Raw genomic sequence first — 16,947 nt, forward strand, 5'->3', positions numbered from 1 at the left:
ACTAAATGACTGCTCGTTAAACCGTTATTTACGATAACTATACAGAGCGTTGCCCATACTCATCTTAGTTAATGCTTAACAAAAAATCTAGTCTTTTCTATCGATTCATCAGCCATAAATTGTAAGACAACTTATTACTATTAGTTATAGGACAATGAAAAACAGGATTGAAAACTTAATACAAAGAGAGAAATTTAAGACTTAACTGCGAAGAGACGTAAAGCCTAGCTGTCTCTAAACCTCACTTTAAAACAGCCAAAACGAGTGCTAATACATCAAAAAACCCACTAACAAAGACAGTTAGTGGGTTTCATTATTAAATTAACACTCAATAAGGGTCAGTTGCTTTTATCTTCTATTAGCGCCTTCATGCTGTCACTATTATTTTTTGAAGGATTGGTATTGGCGACTCGACCAGTAGCGTTCGAATTATTGCTTGCACCATTACTGCTATTGGTATTTGGTGGTTTTGGCGCTACTACCACTGGTGGTTTTTTTATAGGACTATTACCCGTTCCTGATGTCGTAGGCGTTTTATTGTCCTGATTAGACCTATTTGCGTCATTTTCGTTTTTAGCCGGTACTTCAGAGATTGATTGTGATTCATTACCAACAGTACGTTCTTCATTGACTGACAAGGTCGCTGAAGTATCAACCGACTGACGGATACTTTCCTCACTACTACTATTAGTTACTTCTTGACCACCACGATTGGCATTATTGCTGACAGCTTTCTCATTGACACTATCATTAGTTTGCGTTGTCTGACGCACCGGCAATTCACGTTTGGTTGGACGCAAATTAACAGATTGTGTGCGTCTAGCACTCAAGTCTTTGACCGGATCAGGGCGTTCATAATTGTCGATGATACTGACATAGCGATTAATTTCTTCAGGCAAGACACGCACATTGGCCGGTAGCCTAAAATCAATTAATTTGGCAGCACCAACAGCCTCTTGCGGACTGCTCATCAAGCCATAAGTCAGCATATAACGGATCTGATTATTATCATCAAGATAGCGAAAGTAAGAAAACTTCTCACGGTCTTCACGGCCCTCTAAATAACTGACAATCACCTCGTTTTCTGCAACATTCATCACCTGCACGGTCCATTTTCCTTTATTGGCCAGCAGATAACGCTTGTCTTTAAACTCATCAGGATAACTGCGTAAATCACGAACCGTCGCATCAAAACTGATCGGCTGTACATCCGTATCTAGTTCATGTAGCGACTCAATGGCTAATGGCTGCTCAAGTTCGGCACTTAATGTTTGCGGAGCTGATATCGGGGCATTTTCAATCTTGGCACCCATCGCTGGTGTTTGACTAAACATCCAGACCAAAGCCGTAGCAACGCCCAACACTAGGGTCACTAACAACCAAATCAGTGCTTGACGACGATATGACTGACCAGCGGTGCGAGTCGACGAGCTAGATGCTGCCATGAGGAGATCCTTGGTGAAATATAGTTAAACGCTTTAAATCTGTGCTCATACCAATATAGTGACAATCAATAAATTTGACGTTCTCATGAGCTATGTTGTGACAAGACATCAGTGAGAAGCTCGGCATCAAAATCATTGGTCAACACAGCTTCACCTATTGATTTTAGCAAAATAAGGCGGATTTGTCCGTGTTTCACTTTTTTATCATGACCCATCAAGTCTAAAGCCGTTTGTACGTCAATAGTAGGCGGGGTAATAGGCAAATTGGCCAATGTCAAAACGCGCTTAATACGAGCCACGTCCTCATTCGTTAACCAGCCTAGTTTTTGTGACAGCTCAGCCGCTTGTACCATGCCAGCGGCAACGGCCTCACCATGCAGCCAATTACCATAGCCTTCATGGGTTTCGATCACATGACCAAAAGTGTGGCCGAAGTTCAATAACGCACGCACACCCGACTCTCTTTCATCTTGGGCGACGACATCGGCTTTGTACTGACAGCAACGTTTTACCGCCTCGCCAAGTACCGCCAAATCTAAAGCCATCATTGCCGGTAAATTGTGCTCAAGCCACGTCAAAAAATCTGCATCCATGATAAGCGCGTATTTAATGACTTCAGCAAGACCTGCCGAAAGCTCACGCGCTGGTAGGGTTTTTAGCGTACTCATCTCAGCAAGTACTATTTGCGGCTGCCAAAAAGCCCCAATCATATTTTTGCCTTGGGCATGATTGATGCCTGTTTTGCCACCAACGCTTGAATCCACTTGAGACAATAACGTGGTTGGAATTTGGATAAAATTCACTCCGCGCATAAAGCTGGCGGCTGCAAAGCCTGTCATATCACCAACCACGCCGCCACCAAGTGCGATAAGCGTAACATCACGATTGAAATGCTCAGCCATTAGGGCATCATAAATTTGGTCAATACTCGTCTGGTTCTTATATTGCTCACCATCTGGTAACACACAGACCTTTACCGTAAATTGCTGTGCTAGCTCATCTTCTAACGATTTTAAGTATAAAGGTGCCACAATATCATTGGTGACAATCAATACTTGGCGACCGCTAATATAAGGTGCGACTTGCTTCGCCATACTGCTAGCTTCTGTCGCAGATTTTTCAGTAATGATGATTGGATAATCATGGCTTTGCGTGTGTACCGTTAAGCCATCATGAAACAGTGCCGTTGCCATGAAAGTCTCCCTGAGCATTTTTTAGTGAAGTAACATTAGCTGAGTATCGTTATACATCTAGAGCGTGTCCTCAATTTAATCGATAGCGAGCTAAAGGGGTTAAAATGAGGACACGCCATAGTCTATTATTTTTTATCTTCAATCTTCTTTAGAGTCTGGTGTTATAGAAGGCGCGCAACACAAGGATTCGAGCTGCTGTAATAATTGATTGACCATATGGCGAGGATACGTATGACCAGTAGGCATAATGATATGAGCCACTTGCCGGTATAATGGATCGCGCTTACTGTATAAATCTTGCAATATTTTTCTGGGGTTGGGCTGTTGTAATAAAGGTCGCGACTTATCTTTGGCAGTGCGGGCCATTTGCACATCAACTGGTGCATTGAGATAAACCACGATACCACGCTGCTTAAGAAATTCACGATTTTCAGCAGCCATGACAGCACCACCACCCGTTGCCAAGACAATCTGCTTTTGCTGGCTCAGCTCATCAATGGCACGTGTCTCACGTTCACGAAAGCCCGCTTCGCCTTCTTTAGCGAATATCCAAGCAATATCAGCGCCGGTTTGCGACTCGATATACCAATCGCTATCTACGAATGTCCGCCCTAACTGCTTGGCAAGCAGTCGGCCAATTGTGGTCTTCCCCGCTCCCATCGGCCCCACTAAAAATACCGACGGTAATTCCTCCACCATAACACTCACTCAGCTAAATTAGGTATGATACAACGTCATTGATATTCTGGCTAGTAATGAGCAGTGATTATTATGAGTAAAATCCACGCATGCACAAAAACTTACCCATAAAAAAAGCAAGCACTAGGGCTTGCTTTTTTTGATTCATAACCTATAACACGATTATTAATTTAAACGGCTCACACCATCGTTGATCAGTTTTGGTGTAACAAATATCAGTAGCTCTTCTTTAGAGTTACTACGGACATCACGACGGAATGCACGACCGACGTAAGGCAAGTCCCCTAAGAAAGGCACTTTAGATACCTCATTAGTGGTACGGTTTTTAAAGACCCCGCCTAGTACGATGGTTTGACCATCTTCAACGATGACATTGGTCGAGATTGAATCTTCGGCAATTGCTACCTGATTATTGATAATCGTTGGCGTGCCATTGGTAATAACAAGTTGCAAGCCAATTTTACCATCTGGTGTAATGTTTGGCGTCGCTTCTAAGCTGAGTGCCGCTTCTTTAAAGCTGGTCGTGGTTGCTCCACTGGCAGACGCTTCTTGATAAGGAATCTGCGTACCCGATGATACTTTGGCTGTTTGTTTGTCCGCTGTCAAAATCTTCGGCGTTGAAATAACTTCACCGCGATTGTCGGCTTGCAGTGCTGACAATTCAAGATCCAGCATCACATCAGACATACTTAACAAGCCAAAAGCGATACTACCCGCTGGATTGGCAACGCCTAAATCAACGTTTAAGTTATCGGGACGGCTGATATCATAAGAAGGATAAGAAACCGTTTGACCATTGACAGTCGTCGTTTCAATATCAAAATCCTTAAGATCTGCCAAAGTCTGATTACTACCGCCGACCAATAGGCTACGGTTATTCGCTGCGCCATTCGATAGGATACCCCAACGAACGCCAATCTCTTTACTAAAGCTATCAGTCGCACTAACGATACGCGCTTCAATCATCACTTGACGAACCGGAATATCAATTTTGCTGATTAGATTGTGGATATTTTCGATACTATCCGCGACATCTTTGATAATCAGAGTATTGGTACGCTCATCAACCGTAACCGTTCCACGATTAGACAATAAAGTATTGTTGTCATTAGTATTTGAATTGCCAGTGTTGCTGCCACCAGATGAACCACTACCTTGCGAAATAAGCGTCAATACATCTTGCGCTTTTGCATAGCTTAAGCGAATGTATTCGGTACGCAGTGGCGCATAAGATTCAACCGCTTGCTGCGCTTCAAGCTCACGCGCTTCTTGTTCAGCAAGTTCTGTAGATGGCGCGACTAAAATCACATTGCCATTCTCGCGTTTGCCCAGATTTTTACTTTTTAGAATAATATCAAGCGCTTGATCCCAAGGCACATTGATCAGGCGCAAGGTGATGTTACCCGCCACCGAATCACTAGCGACGATATTCATATCGGTAAACTGCGCTAAGATATCTAAGACGCTACGGATTTCAACATCTTGGAATTCCATAGATAGCGCTTCGCCACTGTACTCTCTCTCTTCCAGTGTTGGCTCTCGTAGCAGCTCAGGTTTACTGATACTGACATTTAGCTGGTTACCCGACTGATACGCTTGATACTCATAATCTTCAGTCATATTAATGGTGATAACCCCATTTTGACCTTGGTTTTTGGTATCAATACTACTAACGAGACCACTATTAATATTCAAGCGACGCAATAAGTTTCTCGGTACCGTGCTGCCAGTTAGTCGTACGACCAATTTATTGCCTTGGCGCTGTACATCAACCGGAATCGCTTCGTTGGCAAGCGCAACACTAACGTTGCCACCGCCGTTACTCCCTGCCGAAAAATTAACCGCCGTTAAGCCATCATAGCTATACTGCTTACTGACTTGAGAGGCAGCAAGCTGTGGATTTAGTAGCGGATTGACTCGCACTACCATTGTATCCGTCGGCACTTGGTTATTCACCACGGTCGTGCTAGTTGCGACTGTTCTCACTGAAGTGACAGGCACGCTACTGGTTTCTACAATAGGTGTGACCACTGCCGTCGTGGTAATGCCATTATTGTCATTGAGTACGTCTTGAATCGGGTCATTGGTGATGACTGGGCGACTGGGATCGGTAAGGGTCAACAGCAGATCATTGCCATCAATCGCTGTCGTATAGTTGCCCGCTTGTTTAAGCCCAACAATCAGACGCGTGGTACTGTCACTGCTTAGCGTCGTAACATCATTTACCATACCAATATTGTATTCGTTAAAGCGACTGGCAAGTCCGTTTTGCACCTGTTCAAAATCCAACACCAGACGGCTAGGATCATCGAGCTGATAAGCGGCAGGTAATACTGGCAAGCCTACAAAGCCTAAACGCATTTGTGTCACTGCTGGTGCAGTCTGTACCACAGAGACATTATTAATGCGCTGGGCGGCATGGGCGCTGCTACTAACTGCTACCATGCTGATTGCCAATGCAGAAATGGCAAAAGCAGAAGAGACGCGGTTGCTCATCATCATTACCTTGTTATTGCGTACTGTCATTATTTATTCCTCAAAAAATCTGCCGACTTAACTTATAGGGGAGACCAGCGACTGGGGTTTTTCAATAAACCCGGCGCGACTGTCTGGCACAATTTCAATCAAATTAATCTGGGTCGGCGTGATTTCAACAATACGGCCGTCATTTAATCCAAGATAATCACCTACTCTCACACTAGCAACCGAACCATCAGGACGCTGTACAAGTGCATACTGCTGACCTTCTGGCGAAATTACGACGCCACGAAAAGTCAGCTGTGAGAGCTCATATTGCTCAAGCGGTTCTTTTACTCTGGTGATATCAGGGCGTACGCCATCGATAGAGGTGCTAGGACCTTGTACATTGACTAAGCTTGGCGGCAGAAACGGGCTGCGCTGCGTACTGGCACTATAGACAAAATCTTCTACCAGCTCAGCTTTTGGCGGTGGCTCGATAGGCTGAGCAGGCTGATTGCGAATATCGGTCATCGCCTTTTCTGCCATACCAATACGATCACTACAACCTGTGATTGATAAAGCAGCGGCGCTCAAAATCAGTAGCATGGGCAGTTTTTTGATATTCATTAGTTGCCTCCTGCAGCATCGGTCGTAGCGGCATCAGTAGCAACAGCCTCTTCACCTTCAGGCGCCGCTTCTTTTGAGCGATACGTTTTGGTTTGTAATACCAAATTCAGCTCCGGCAACACATCTAAAGTAGGCTGTGGATTACTGACTTCAAAATCGTGCATCGTAATAATGCGTGGTAAAGCAGCAAGACCACTGATAAAGCTACCAAACTGATGATATTCCCCTAACGCTGCAATGCGAATAGGCTGCTCGATAAAGAATTCATTTTCAATCTCAGGCTCTACAGAAATATCTTGGAAACGTATATTACTGCCAACACCTGTCATGTTAATACCCTCTACCAGCTCTGACACGCGGGTGTCTTTTGGCAGTTGGTCAAGTAAGGTGTTGAATTCCGTCTCCATTTGGACAACCTGTGCCTGATAAGTTTTTAAGTGACGTGCACGTGACTCTTTTTCACGGTAACTATCAAGTAAGGTTTGCTGCTGACTTTCTGCCGCAGTAATCTCATCAATCTTGCTGCTGATCGGTAGCGCCCACGATAGCGCCGCTATCAGTGCAATGATAAATCCAATGACCGTTATCTTTACCGGAACTGGCCAGCTGCCGTAGTTTTCAGAATCCAAAGACTCAAAACTGCGGCGAAACTCATTCAAGTCAAACTGTTTTTTAGGATTGACAGCGCTCTTTTTAGTCTTGATTAGGCTTTTTTTACGGCTCAGCTTCATAACTCACCTCCCAGCCCAGTACTACCATCAGCATCAACGGCTACAGCAGTCTCTGATTGCACCTTGGTCGTTACGACAAACTGTACGTAACTGTCCTCAGGATAAACGGGACGTGGCTGTCCATCAGTTGTTACCGGCTCATTAAGCGCAGGCGCTGGTGTATACGCGCTAATATTTTGCTGAATATTGCTGACCGCTGAGTTGCCCATCCATTTGCTACTATCAAGGTTACGAATCAAACTTGATACGACATTTGGATTGTCCGCAAGACCCGTCAAAGTAAGGATATCACCTTCGCGCTTTAGGTTATTTAGATAAAGCGCAGGCGGAATGGCTTTGGCCAAATCATCCCATAGACGTACAGGCACAGGTCGTCGACCTTGCAAGTCTTGAATCACCTGCATGCGAGAGATAATATCTTCACGGCGTTGCTCTAGGCTATCAATTTCGATCAATGCTTTGTCTAAACGAGCGTTCTCTTGCTCAATCAGTACATTCGCATTGCGTTGTTCATCAAGCTCATTATTAAAATAGCTCCATGAAGCGAACGCTGCTAGTAAGGCAAATAAAGTTACCGCCACTACTAAAGTAAGAAATTCTTTATTGCGACGCGCGCGTTCTTCTTGCCGCCAGGGCAGTAGGTTAATACGAGCCATTAGTCGAAGCTCCTTAACGCAAGACCGCACGCGGCCATTAAACTCGGGGCATCAATGACCAGCTGCTCATTATCAATGTGCGGCGCAATGGTCATGTTGGTGAAAGGATTGGCAATACTAACCGTCACACCCAGTTTTTGTTGCGCCATACCGGCCAGACCTGCAATAGAGCTACTACCACCTGCCAGTACGATATGATCGATACTACTGTATTGGCTCGAGGAAAAATAAAACTGTAGAGAGCGCGTGACTTGTTGGATAGTATTTTCTATAAAGGGGGTCAATACATCTGGATAGTAATCATCAGGCAAAGTACCTGCACGTTTACTAATATTTGCTTCTTCAGCTGATAGTCCATAGCGATTTTGTATCGCCTCTGTGAGCTGAGAGCCACCAAATAACTGTTCACGGCTATATATAAACTCGCCATTTTTGGCGATATATAATGTGGTTTGGTTGTGTCCGATATCGATCAAGGCGACAATCTCTGGCATATTTGGCAAGTTGTCTGCCATCAAACCGAACGCACGCTCAATAGCATGTGTTTCAATATCCATGACCTTGGTTTGCAAGCCACCAAAGGTTAAAGCATCAACTCTTTGGTCGACATTTTCCGAGCGTGAGGCAGCAAGCAACACTTGTACCATCTCGTCATTTACTAAAGAAGGGCCCAATACTTCAAAATCCAGATTGACATCTTCTAAGGGATAAGGCACATATTGATCAGCATCCAGACGGATTTGCGCTTCGCGCTCAATATCGCTTAGCACCATATCCATATCAATGATTTTGGTGATCACTGCTGAGCCTGAGACGGCGGCAGCGGCATCGCTGCCCGCTACCTGACAGCGTCGCGCCAAGCCAGCTATAATATTACCCACTGCCTCAGTATCTACAAGAAGTTTGTCAACGACTACGCCTTCCGGTAGTCTTTCAATACCATAGGATTTTAGATGAAACATCCCTTGTTGGCGCTGTATGTCAACCAATTTGACCGAAGTAGCACAGATATCTATGCCAATCAAATGTCGACTCTTGGAAGTAAATAGCCTCACAAACTCTATACCTTATATTAAGTGTACAATCTGATAGTGATTTGTAATATTTTAGTACAATACTTTACTTACCAGATAGATTCAAGCATTTAAATAAGTTATTAAGGTCAACTTACACATTTATCATGACCTCCCTATTTTGTTCAAGGTATAATGCCTTATTTGTTGCAAATTTTAATTGATAAGTCTCATTATGGCTAAAAAAAATGCTACCGTTCGTCTCATTCGCTTTTTGGTGGGGCTTTTCATTGCCTGTCTGGCGCTCGCCGTTATCTTAGCGCTTGCTGTGCCTATTGGTTTCTATGGGATGGCGATGTATCTATCACCCACCTTGCCTAGTACCCAAGAAATCAAAACTGCCAATTTAGAGATGCCATTACAGATCTATAGCCGAGATGATAAATTAATCGGTCAGTATGGCAATCGTCTCTCCCTACCTGTTACTTTTGATGACATTCCTGAAGATCTCACGCATGCTTTTTTAGCTGCAGAAGACGCGGCCTTTTTCCAGCATAGTGGTATCAGTATTAAAGGTCTTGGTCGTGCAGTGACTGAAGTGGTGACTGACGATGACAGCCAAACTGGTGGCTCTACCATCACCATGCAGGTTGCCAAAAATTACTTTTTAAGCCCAGAACGTACCTTAAATCGTAAATTGACGGAATTGTTTTTGGCTCGTAAGATTGAAGACGAACTCAGTAAAAATGATATTTTGACTCTCTATGTCAATAAAATTTACCTCGGTGAAGGCGCTTATGGCATTCGTGCCGCCGCCAAAAAATATTATAGTAAATCGTTAGAAAACCTGAATATTGCTGAGATGGCAATGTTAGCAGGTCTGCCAAAAGCCCCTTCTAAATACAACCCTGTTGCCAACCCTAGCCGCGCCCTTACTCGCCGTAACTGGATCATTGGTCGTATGCTTGAGCTGGGCTATATCAATAAAGCGCAACACGACGAAGCGGTAAATTCTCCGGTAGCCATCAATTTATACCAAGAAAAGCTAGACGTTAATATGCCTTATTTGGCAGAAATGACTCGCTCTACCTTAGTTGATCGCTATGGTGAGCAAGTGATGCATAGTGGATGGCGGGTACGCCTTACGGTTGATAGCAAAGCACAAACAGATGCGGAAGCGGCGATACTGACAGGTTTGGTGGCTTACGAACATCGTCATGGTTGGCGCGGGGCTGAAGCAAATGATGAACCGCTAGAAAATTTCCGTCGTTATAGTAATATGACTCCTGCCAAAGTCACCAAAGTGAATGCTCGCAGTTTTGAGGCGACAATGCCCTCTGGTGAGAATGTGACTGTTGGTTGGTCTGGGATGAGCTGGGCACGCAAGTATATTTCTGCCAATCGTATCGGTTACTTTCCTGACAATGCTCGCCAAATTGTTAATAAAAACGATATCATTCGTTTGATACCGACCGCGAATGGTAATTGGCAGTTGGGACAAATTCCTAAAATACAAGGAAGTCTGGTCTCCTTGAATCCAGAAACTGGAGCGGTTAATGCATTGGTCGGTGGCTTTGACTTTAACCACAGTAAGTTTAACCGTGCCTTGCAAGGATGGCGTCAGCCAGGCTCAACGATTAAGCCACTGGTTTACACCACTGCGCTAGAAAAAGGTTATCGCCCAGATAGTATTGTCTCGGATCGCCCGATTCAAGTAGGTGACTGGAAACCGAAAAATTCCGATCAACGTTTCTTAGGTGATATCACTTTACGTCGTGGCTTGTATTTATCACGTAACTTAGTCTCTATTCGCTTATTACAGGCTATTGGTATCTCTGATGCCCGCAATCTATTGGACGAATTCGGTCTTGATAAAGAAAAGCTACCAACGACTTTATCGTTGGCATTAGGCGCAGGGCAAGCAACGCCATTACAAATGGCAACGGCTTACTCTACGTTCGCCAATGGTGGTCACCGTGTTCAGCCTTACTTTATAGAACAGATCTACAACTACGACAACAAATTGTTGTTCCAAGCCAATCCGCAGCAAGCTTGTGCTGTATGCTTTAACGAACAACTTGAAAACCTCAATAAAAAGCTTATCGTAGATTATGAGGCAAAAATAGAAAAAGAGAATGCAGCGCTTGCTGCTAAAAAAGAGGAAAAAGTCAACGCTAAAGACAAAGCAACAGAAAATAAATCAGCTGCTGACCTCAATGCAGAAAATAGCGACAATACGGCAAAAGATAACGAGGCGCTTGATTTAAATATTTATGATGGGAGTCCAGCCTCAGATCGTTTGAAAGCACCTGTCGTGCAGTACATTACTGCCATGCAAGCACCGCGTATTTTGAAGCCAAGAGTGGCTTATGATATGGCTGATATCTTGCGTGATGTCGTGCAGCGTGGTACAGCTGTACGAGCAAAAGCGTTGGGACGTAATGATATTGGTGGTAAAACTGGTACAACCAACGATGCGAAAGACGCATGGTTTGCAGGGTTTCATCCTACTAACACTACTGTCGTATGGATGGGTTTTGATCAACCATCAACCATGGGTCGCCGTGAGTATGGTGGCGTGGCGGCGCTGCCTGTATGGATGGACTTTATGAGAGCGCAGCTTAAAGATGTGCCTAATCAATGGGTGTCTGTTAACAACCGTGCCAAATCTAAGAAACAGATGCAACAAATCCTAGAAATGACAGATGATGGCATTGTTGACAGCGAAGATGATGATGCCGATACTAGCACGTCAGCCAAACCCGTCAAGACCAAAGCACAGCAACGTAAGCCATCAGAACCTGAGCATTCGCCCGTGTCACAGCCAAGCAATAATAACGCTGATAGCGTGCCACAAAACCCTTTAACGGTCACCCCTGTCGAACGTATGCCACCCATGCCAGAGTAAATACTTTACGAGGGTAACGGCTATTTAGCATTAAAGGGCTGGTTCAGTAATCACTGAACCAGCCCTTTTTTATTTTGAAACTATAATCTTAAAGATCTGCTTATAAAATCAGTTAAGTCCTGCCCTACTAAAACTCAACCATGCCCGCACGCAACTGCTCAATCAGCTCTAAAAGCTGCTGCCGCCACTCACGTATGGTCGCCTCATCTGGCAACCATTGATTCGATAAAGTGACAACGTTCACGATAAGATCTTTTGGCTCTATCTCAACCATATTAGCATTTTCAGCCGCCGAATTATCTGGCAGTACCGCATACAGGCAACGTTGATAAGCGCGCTCTACATTGGCTAGAAAGCCTTGTCCTTGTAACTGCTGCAAGCGTTGAATTTCAGGTGACACTTGAGTACGTTCACTTAGTGCTTGCTCGATATCTGACAAAGTGGGTGCCGTCATGTTTAAGCTATAAAAATGACCAAGCTCTTGGATAAAAGCTAAGAAACTGCCATACAAATGGAAAATAGCAGTTTCACAGTGTGCTTGATATAACTGCTTATCGTTGGTACTTCCAGCCGCTTGGCAAGATAGACGACAAAAATACAGCTTTTGGTTGGTTCGATCTGCTTGATATTTAGCAACGCGCGTTTTACCTGCCATGCTTTAATCATCCTTATATTGGGAGTTCAGTATTCATAAAAAATAAGCTACTTTTCAGTTTACTATTTTTTGAAACAGATTTCTAAGAGAATTGTCTTTCATTGTATGTACTTTCAATCATTCATTTTTATCTGTTTTTCCAGCGCATAAAAAAGCCAGCAACGTAGGCTGGCTTTTTTATTAAGTTAACAATGAATCAAAGATGTCTAATACTATTAGTTATCTTGGTTCAGCTCTTGTGCAAAAGCTTCATCAAAGCTAGCAAAGTCTTTACTATCAGTGCTAGCAGTCATATCAAACGCTGCATTGAGATCTTTGTCTTGTAGCTTTTGATCCGCTTTCTCTTTACGGGCTTTATGATAAGCAAGACCAGTACCAGCTGGAATCAAGCGACCAACAACCACGTTTTCTTTCAGACCACGTAGTTCATCGACTTTACCAGTAACGGCAGCAGCAGTTAGCACACGAGTCGTTTCCTGGAACGACGCTGCTGAGATAAAGCTTTCCGTTGCCAAGCTGGCTTTGGTGATACCTAACAATTGACGCTCAAACTGTACTGGGAATTTATCTTCCGCTTCTAGCTTCGCATTCAATGCTTTGATGTCTGCATACTCTACCTGATCACCTTTGAAGTGACTTGAATCGCCGCCATCGGTAATTTCAACTTTGCGCAGCATCTGACGAATAATAACTTCGATGTGCTTATCGTTGATTTTTACACCCTGCAGACGATAAACGTCCTGTACTTCGTTAACGATATAATCAGCAAGTGCCGTTTGACCTTTTAGGCGCAAGATATCGTGTGGGTTTTGTGGACCATCAGCGATCACTTCACCACGGGCAACTGTCTCGTTTTCAAAGACGTTGATTTGACGCCATTTCGGGATCAGCTCTTCATGTACTTCACCATCTTCATTGGTGATAATAAAGCGGTTTTTACCTTTGGTCTCTTTACCAAAGCTCACCACACCTGACATTTCTGCCATGATGGCGTGATCTTTCGGGCGACGTGCTTCAAACAAATCAGCAACACGTGGTAGACCACCAGTAATATCTTTGGTACCTGAAGATGCTTGTGGTACACGGCCTAGGATCGAACCGGCTGCTACTTTTTCACCATCGCTCACACGAATGATGGTTTCAGCTGGTAAGAAGTAAACCACTTCTTTGCCTTCGTCTGTGTTCAAGATAATCGCAGGACGTAAATCTTTTGCTGAGCTTGAACGGTCACGAGTGGCTAGAATCTCAAACGAGCTCATACCAGTCGCATCATCAACCTTCACAGTCGCTGTTAGACCATCAGTAATATCACTGAAACGTGCTGTACCAGCAAATTCTGTGATGATAGGATGCGTGTGCGGATCCCATTTAGCGATGGTCTGGCCGCCTTCGACCTGATCTTCATCTTTCACAAGTACGCTAGAACCGTAAGGAACTTTATAGCGTTCACGCTCACGACCAAGCTCATCAGTCAACGCGATTTCAGCAGAACGCGATACGATGACTAAGTGACCATCGGTATGTTGAACCGTTTTCATGTTTTCGAAATGCGCTTGACCAGCATTACGTACAGAGATGCTGTTGTCTACAGAGGCTGAGCTTGCTGCCCCGCCCACGTGGAACGTACGCATGGTTAACTGAGTACCCGGCTCACCGATAGACTGTGCCGCCATAACACCGACTGATTCGCCGATATTCACTTTATGACCACGAGCAAGATCACGACCATAACACTGTGAACAAACGCCATGCTCAACATTACAAGTAATAACTGAACGTACCCAGATATCATCGATCGCGTTTTCATCAAGTACATTGACCCAATGCTCATCGATCAACGTACCCGCTGGAATCAATATCTTATCAGCGTCATCATTGTAAGTGACATCACGCGCGGTCACACGACCAAGTACTAGCTCACCCAATTTCTCAATGATTTCGCCACCTTGAATATGTGGTTTCATGAGCAAGCCTTGCTCGGTACCACAGTCATCACTGGTGATAACCAAATCTTGTGCAACATCAACCAAACGACGAGTCAAATAACCCGAGTTGGCCGTTTTCAATGCCGTATCTGCTAGACCTTTACGTGCACCATGCGTAGAGATAAAGTACTGTAGTACCGTCAAACCTTCGCGGAAGTTGGCTTTAATCGGTGTCTCAATGATTGAGCCATCCGGCTTAGCCATCAGGCCACGCATACCAGCCAACTGACGAATCTGTGCCGCACTACCACGAGCACCAGAATCTGACATGATAAAGATAGAGTTAAATGACTTCTGCTCTTCTTCTTCACCTTGCGCGTTGATGACTTTATCGGTCGCCAAGTTATCCATCATCGCTTTCGCGACTTTGTCATTGGTACGTGACCAAATGTCGACCACTTTGTTATAACGCTCACCAGCCGTCACAAAACCTTGCTCAAACTGATCTTCGATCTCGCGCACTTCGCCTTCAGCAACTTCGATAATTTGCTTTTTGCTTGGTGGAATAACCATGTCATCCAAACCAATAGACACACCAGACAGCGTTGCTTGTGCAAAACCTAGATACATCAATTGGTCAGCAAACATAACACTGTCTTTAACGCCTACTTTACGATAGCAAGAGTTGATCAAGCGTGAGATGTTTTTCTTCGTCATCTCTTGGTTACACTCATCAAACGTCATACCTTTAGGCATGATGTTCCAGATAAGTAAACGACCAGCAACCGTATCTTTGATACTGATTTCTTTGGTCTCGTTGCCTTCTTCATCGAAATGCGTTTCAGTCACACGAACTTTAATTTTCGCGTTTACATGCAAATCGTTTGAGCCAATCGCGCGTAATGCTTCATTGACAGTGGCAAAGATCATGCCTTCGCCTTTAGCATTTACTGATGAGCGGCTAATGTAGTACAAACCCAATACCACATCCTGTGACGGTACGATGATTGGATCACCGTTCGCAGGTGACAAGATGTTGTTGGTCGACATCATCAAAGCACGTGACTCAAGCTGAGCTTCTAGCGTCAATGGCACGTGAACGGCCATTTGGTCACCATCAAAATCGGCGTTGAATGCAGTACATACGAGCGGGTGCAATTGAATTGCTTTACCTTCGATTAGTACTGGCTCGAACGCTTGTAGACCCAAACGGTGAAGCGTTGGTGCACGGTTAAGAAGCACTGGATGCTCACGGATAACCATGGCCAGCATGTCCCACACTTGCGGCTCTTCACGCTCAACCATCTTTTTGGCAGCTTTAATTGTAGTCGCCAAACCATGAGATAATAGTTTGTTATAAGTAAATGGCTTGAATAACTCAAGTGCCATTTTCTTCGGTAGACCACACTGATGTAGGCGTAGTGTTGGACCTACAACGATTACCGAACGACCAGAATAATCGACACGCTTACCAAGTAAGTTTTGACGGAAACGACCTTGCTTACCTTTGATCATATCTGCCAAAGATTTCAATGGACGCTTATTACTACCTGTAATTGCACGACCGCGACGACCGTTATCTAGCAACGCATCGACTGACTCTTGCAACATACGTTTTTCGTTACGTACGATGATATCAGGGGCGCTCAGCTCAAGCAGGCGCTTAAGACGGTTATTACGGTTGATAACGCGGCGATACAAATCGTTTAGATCTGAAGTCGCAAAACGACCACCTTCTAGTGGTACTAAAGGACGTAAATCTGGTGGTAATACTGGCAAGATGGTCATAACCATCCATTCAGGTTTGTTATTAGAATCACGGAATGCTTCTAATAGTTTAAGACGCTTAGACATCTTTTTAAGCTTAGTTTCAGAACCCGTTTGCGGAATCGCTTCACGCAGCTCATCGATTTCTAAATCTAAGTCGATATCTTTTAATAGGTCTTGTACCGCTTCTGCACCCATCTTGGCAGTGAATTCGTCGCCAAACTCTTCAAGCGCTCGGTAGTAATCTTCATCGTCAAGCAATTGGTACTTCTCTAGAGAAGTTAAACCCGGCTCAGTGACGATATAGCTTTCAAAATATAGAACGCGCTCAATATCACGTAGCGTCATGTCTAGCAAGAGACCGATGCGGCTTGGTAATGATTTTAAGAACCAAATGTGCGCCACAGGACTGGCTAGGTCGATATGACCCATGCGATCGCGACGGACTTTAGCAGTAGTGACTTCAACGCCACATTTTTCACAGATAACGCCTTGGAATTTACGGCGTTTGTACTTACCACATAGACATTCAAAATCTTTTACTGGGCCAAAAATTTTGGCACAAAAAAGACCATCACGCTCAGGCTTAAACGTACGATAGTTAATGGTTTCAGGTTTTTTTACTTCACCATGCGACCATGACTTGATTACGTCAGGTGAGGCTAAGGTAATTTGGATGCTATCAAACTCTTGATTACCGTTGCCGGTAGGGCTTTGCATGATATCGAGTAAATCTTTCAAGTTGCTTCTCCGTTATCTTTATAATCATCTGACAGCGTACTATTAACGCGGATAAGATGAATGAAGGCAATGAATAGGGTTGAGATAAATGGCTAAAAGCAGCAGCAATTTAGCATACTGCTTTTAG

Annotated in this window: 11 protein-coding genes; 1 reads left to right on the forward strand and 10 read right to left on the reverse strand. The window is 44.3% G+C overall.

The window, feature by feature from the left end:
- Window positions 1-338 precede the first annotated feature (338 nt).
- The 8 genes from ACMFL8_RS12535 to pilM all read right to left on the reverse strand — a co-directional run bounded on the left by ACMFL8_RS12535 (window position 339) and on the right by pilM (window position 8,866).
- A complete protein-coding gene (locus ACMFL8_RS12535) occupies window positions 339-1,445 on the reverse strand; it encodes a hypothetical protein (protein WP_413191172.1) in 1,107 nt (368 codons plus the stop codon).
- Window positions 1,446-1,528: 83 nt separating this feature from the next.
- Complete coding sequence (gene aroB / locus ACMFL8_RS12540; protein ID WP_189585762.1) at window positions 1,529-2,638, reverse strand: 3-dehydroquinate synthase; 1,110 nt, start codon at window positions 2,636-2,638, stop codon at window positions 1,529-1,531.
- Window positions 2,639-2,776: 138 nt separating this feature from the next.
- Window positions 2,777-3,337 carry a shikimate kinase AroK gene (gene aroK, locus ACMFL8_RS12545; RefSeq protein WP_026037374.1) on the reverse strand — a complete coding sequence of 187 codons (561 nt, stop codon included), beginning with the start codon at window positions 3,335-3,337 and terminating at the stop codon, window positions 2,777-2,779.
- 165 nt (window positions 3,338-3,502) lie between these two features.
- Window positions 3,503-5,863 carry a type IV pilus secretin PilQ gene (pilQ, locus tag ACMFL8_RS12550; protein WP_413191173.1) on the reverse strand — a complete coding sequence of 787 codons (2,361 nt, stop codon included), beginning with the start codon at window positions 5,861-5,863 and terminating at the stop codon, window positions 3,503-3,505.
- A 27-nt stretch (window positions 5,864-5,890) separates the two neighbouring features.
- Window positions 5,891-6,424 (reverse strand): pilus assembly protein PilP, encoded by a 534-nt coding sequence (locus ACMFL8_RS12555; protein WP_010201706.1) that lies wholly within the window; start codon window positions 6,422-6,424, stop codon window positions 5,891-5,893.
- Entirely contained in the window at window positions 6,424-7,155 is a 732-nt protein-coding gene (locus ACMFL8_RS12560) for a type 4a pilus biogenesis protein PilO (protein ID WP_010201707.1), read from the reverse strand. The genes ACMFL8_RS12555 and ACMFL8_RS12560 overlap by 1 nt, the downstream gene beginning before the upstream one ends.
- A complete protein-coding gene (locus ACMFL8_RS12565) occupies window positions 7,152-7,811 on the reverse strand; it encodes a PilN domain-containing protein (protein WP_189585774.1) in 660 nt (219 codons plus the stop codon). Before ACMFL8_RS12565 ends, ACMFL8_RS12560 begins: the two co-directional genes overlap by 4 nt.
- Window positions 7,811-8,866: a type IV pilus assembly protein PilM gene (gene pilM / locus ACMFL8_RS12570; protein WP_210540517.1), complete on the reverse strand. Its 1,056-nt coding sequence runs from the start codon at window positions 8,864-8,866 to the stop codon at window positions 7,811-7,813. The genes ACMFL8_RS12565 and pilM overlap by 1 nt, the downstream gene beginning before the upstream one ends.
- A gap of 193 nt (window positions 8,867-9,059) precedes the next feature.
- Between pilM and ACMFL8_RS12575 the strand changes: the two genes are divergently transcribed.
- Window positions 9,060-11,732 carry a penicillin-binding protein 1A gene (locus tag ACMFL8_RS12575; RefSeq protein WP_413191174.1) on the forward strand — a complete coding sequence of 891 codons (2,673 nt, stop codon included), beginning with the start codon at window positions 9,060-9,062 and terminating at the stop codon, window positions 11,730-11,732.
- A 127-nt stretch (window positions 11,733-11,859) separates the two neighbouring features.
- Here ACMFL8_RS12575 and ACMFL8_RS12580 read toward each other — a convergent pair whose 3' ends face one another.
- Together ACMFL8_RS12580 and rpoC are read right to left on the reverse strand one after the other, a co-directional pair.
- Window positions 11,860-12,387 (reverse strand): DUF6586 family protein, encoded by a 528-nt coding sequence (locus ACMFL8_RS12580; protein ID WP_413191175.1) that lies wholly within the window; start codon window positions 12,385-12,387, stop codon window positions 11,860-11,862.
- Window positions 12,388-12,602: 215 nt separating this feature from the next.
- Window positions 12,603-16,820 carry a DNA-directed RNA polymerase subunit beta' gene (gene rpoC / locus ACMFL8_RS12585; RefSeq protein ID WP_010201712.1) on the reverse strand — a complete coding sequence of 1,406 codons (4,218 nt, stop codon included), beginning with the start codon at window positions 16,818-16,820 and terminating at the stop codon, window positions 12,603-12,605.
- Between the last annotated feature and the right edge of the window lie 127 nt (window positions 16,821-16,947).

The organism is Psychrobacter sp. AT9, from assembly GCF_047272965.1.
Lineage (GTDB): Bacteria > Pseudomonadota > Gammaproteobacteria > Pseudomonadales > Moraxellaceae > Psychrobacter > Psychrobacter glaciei.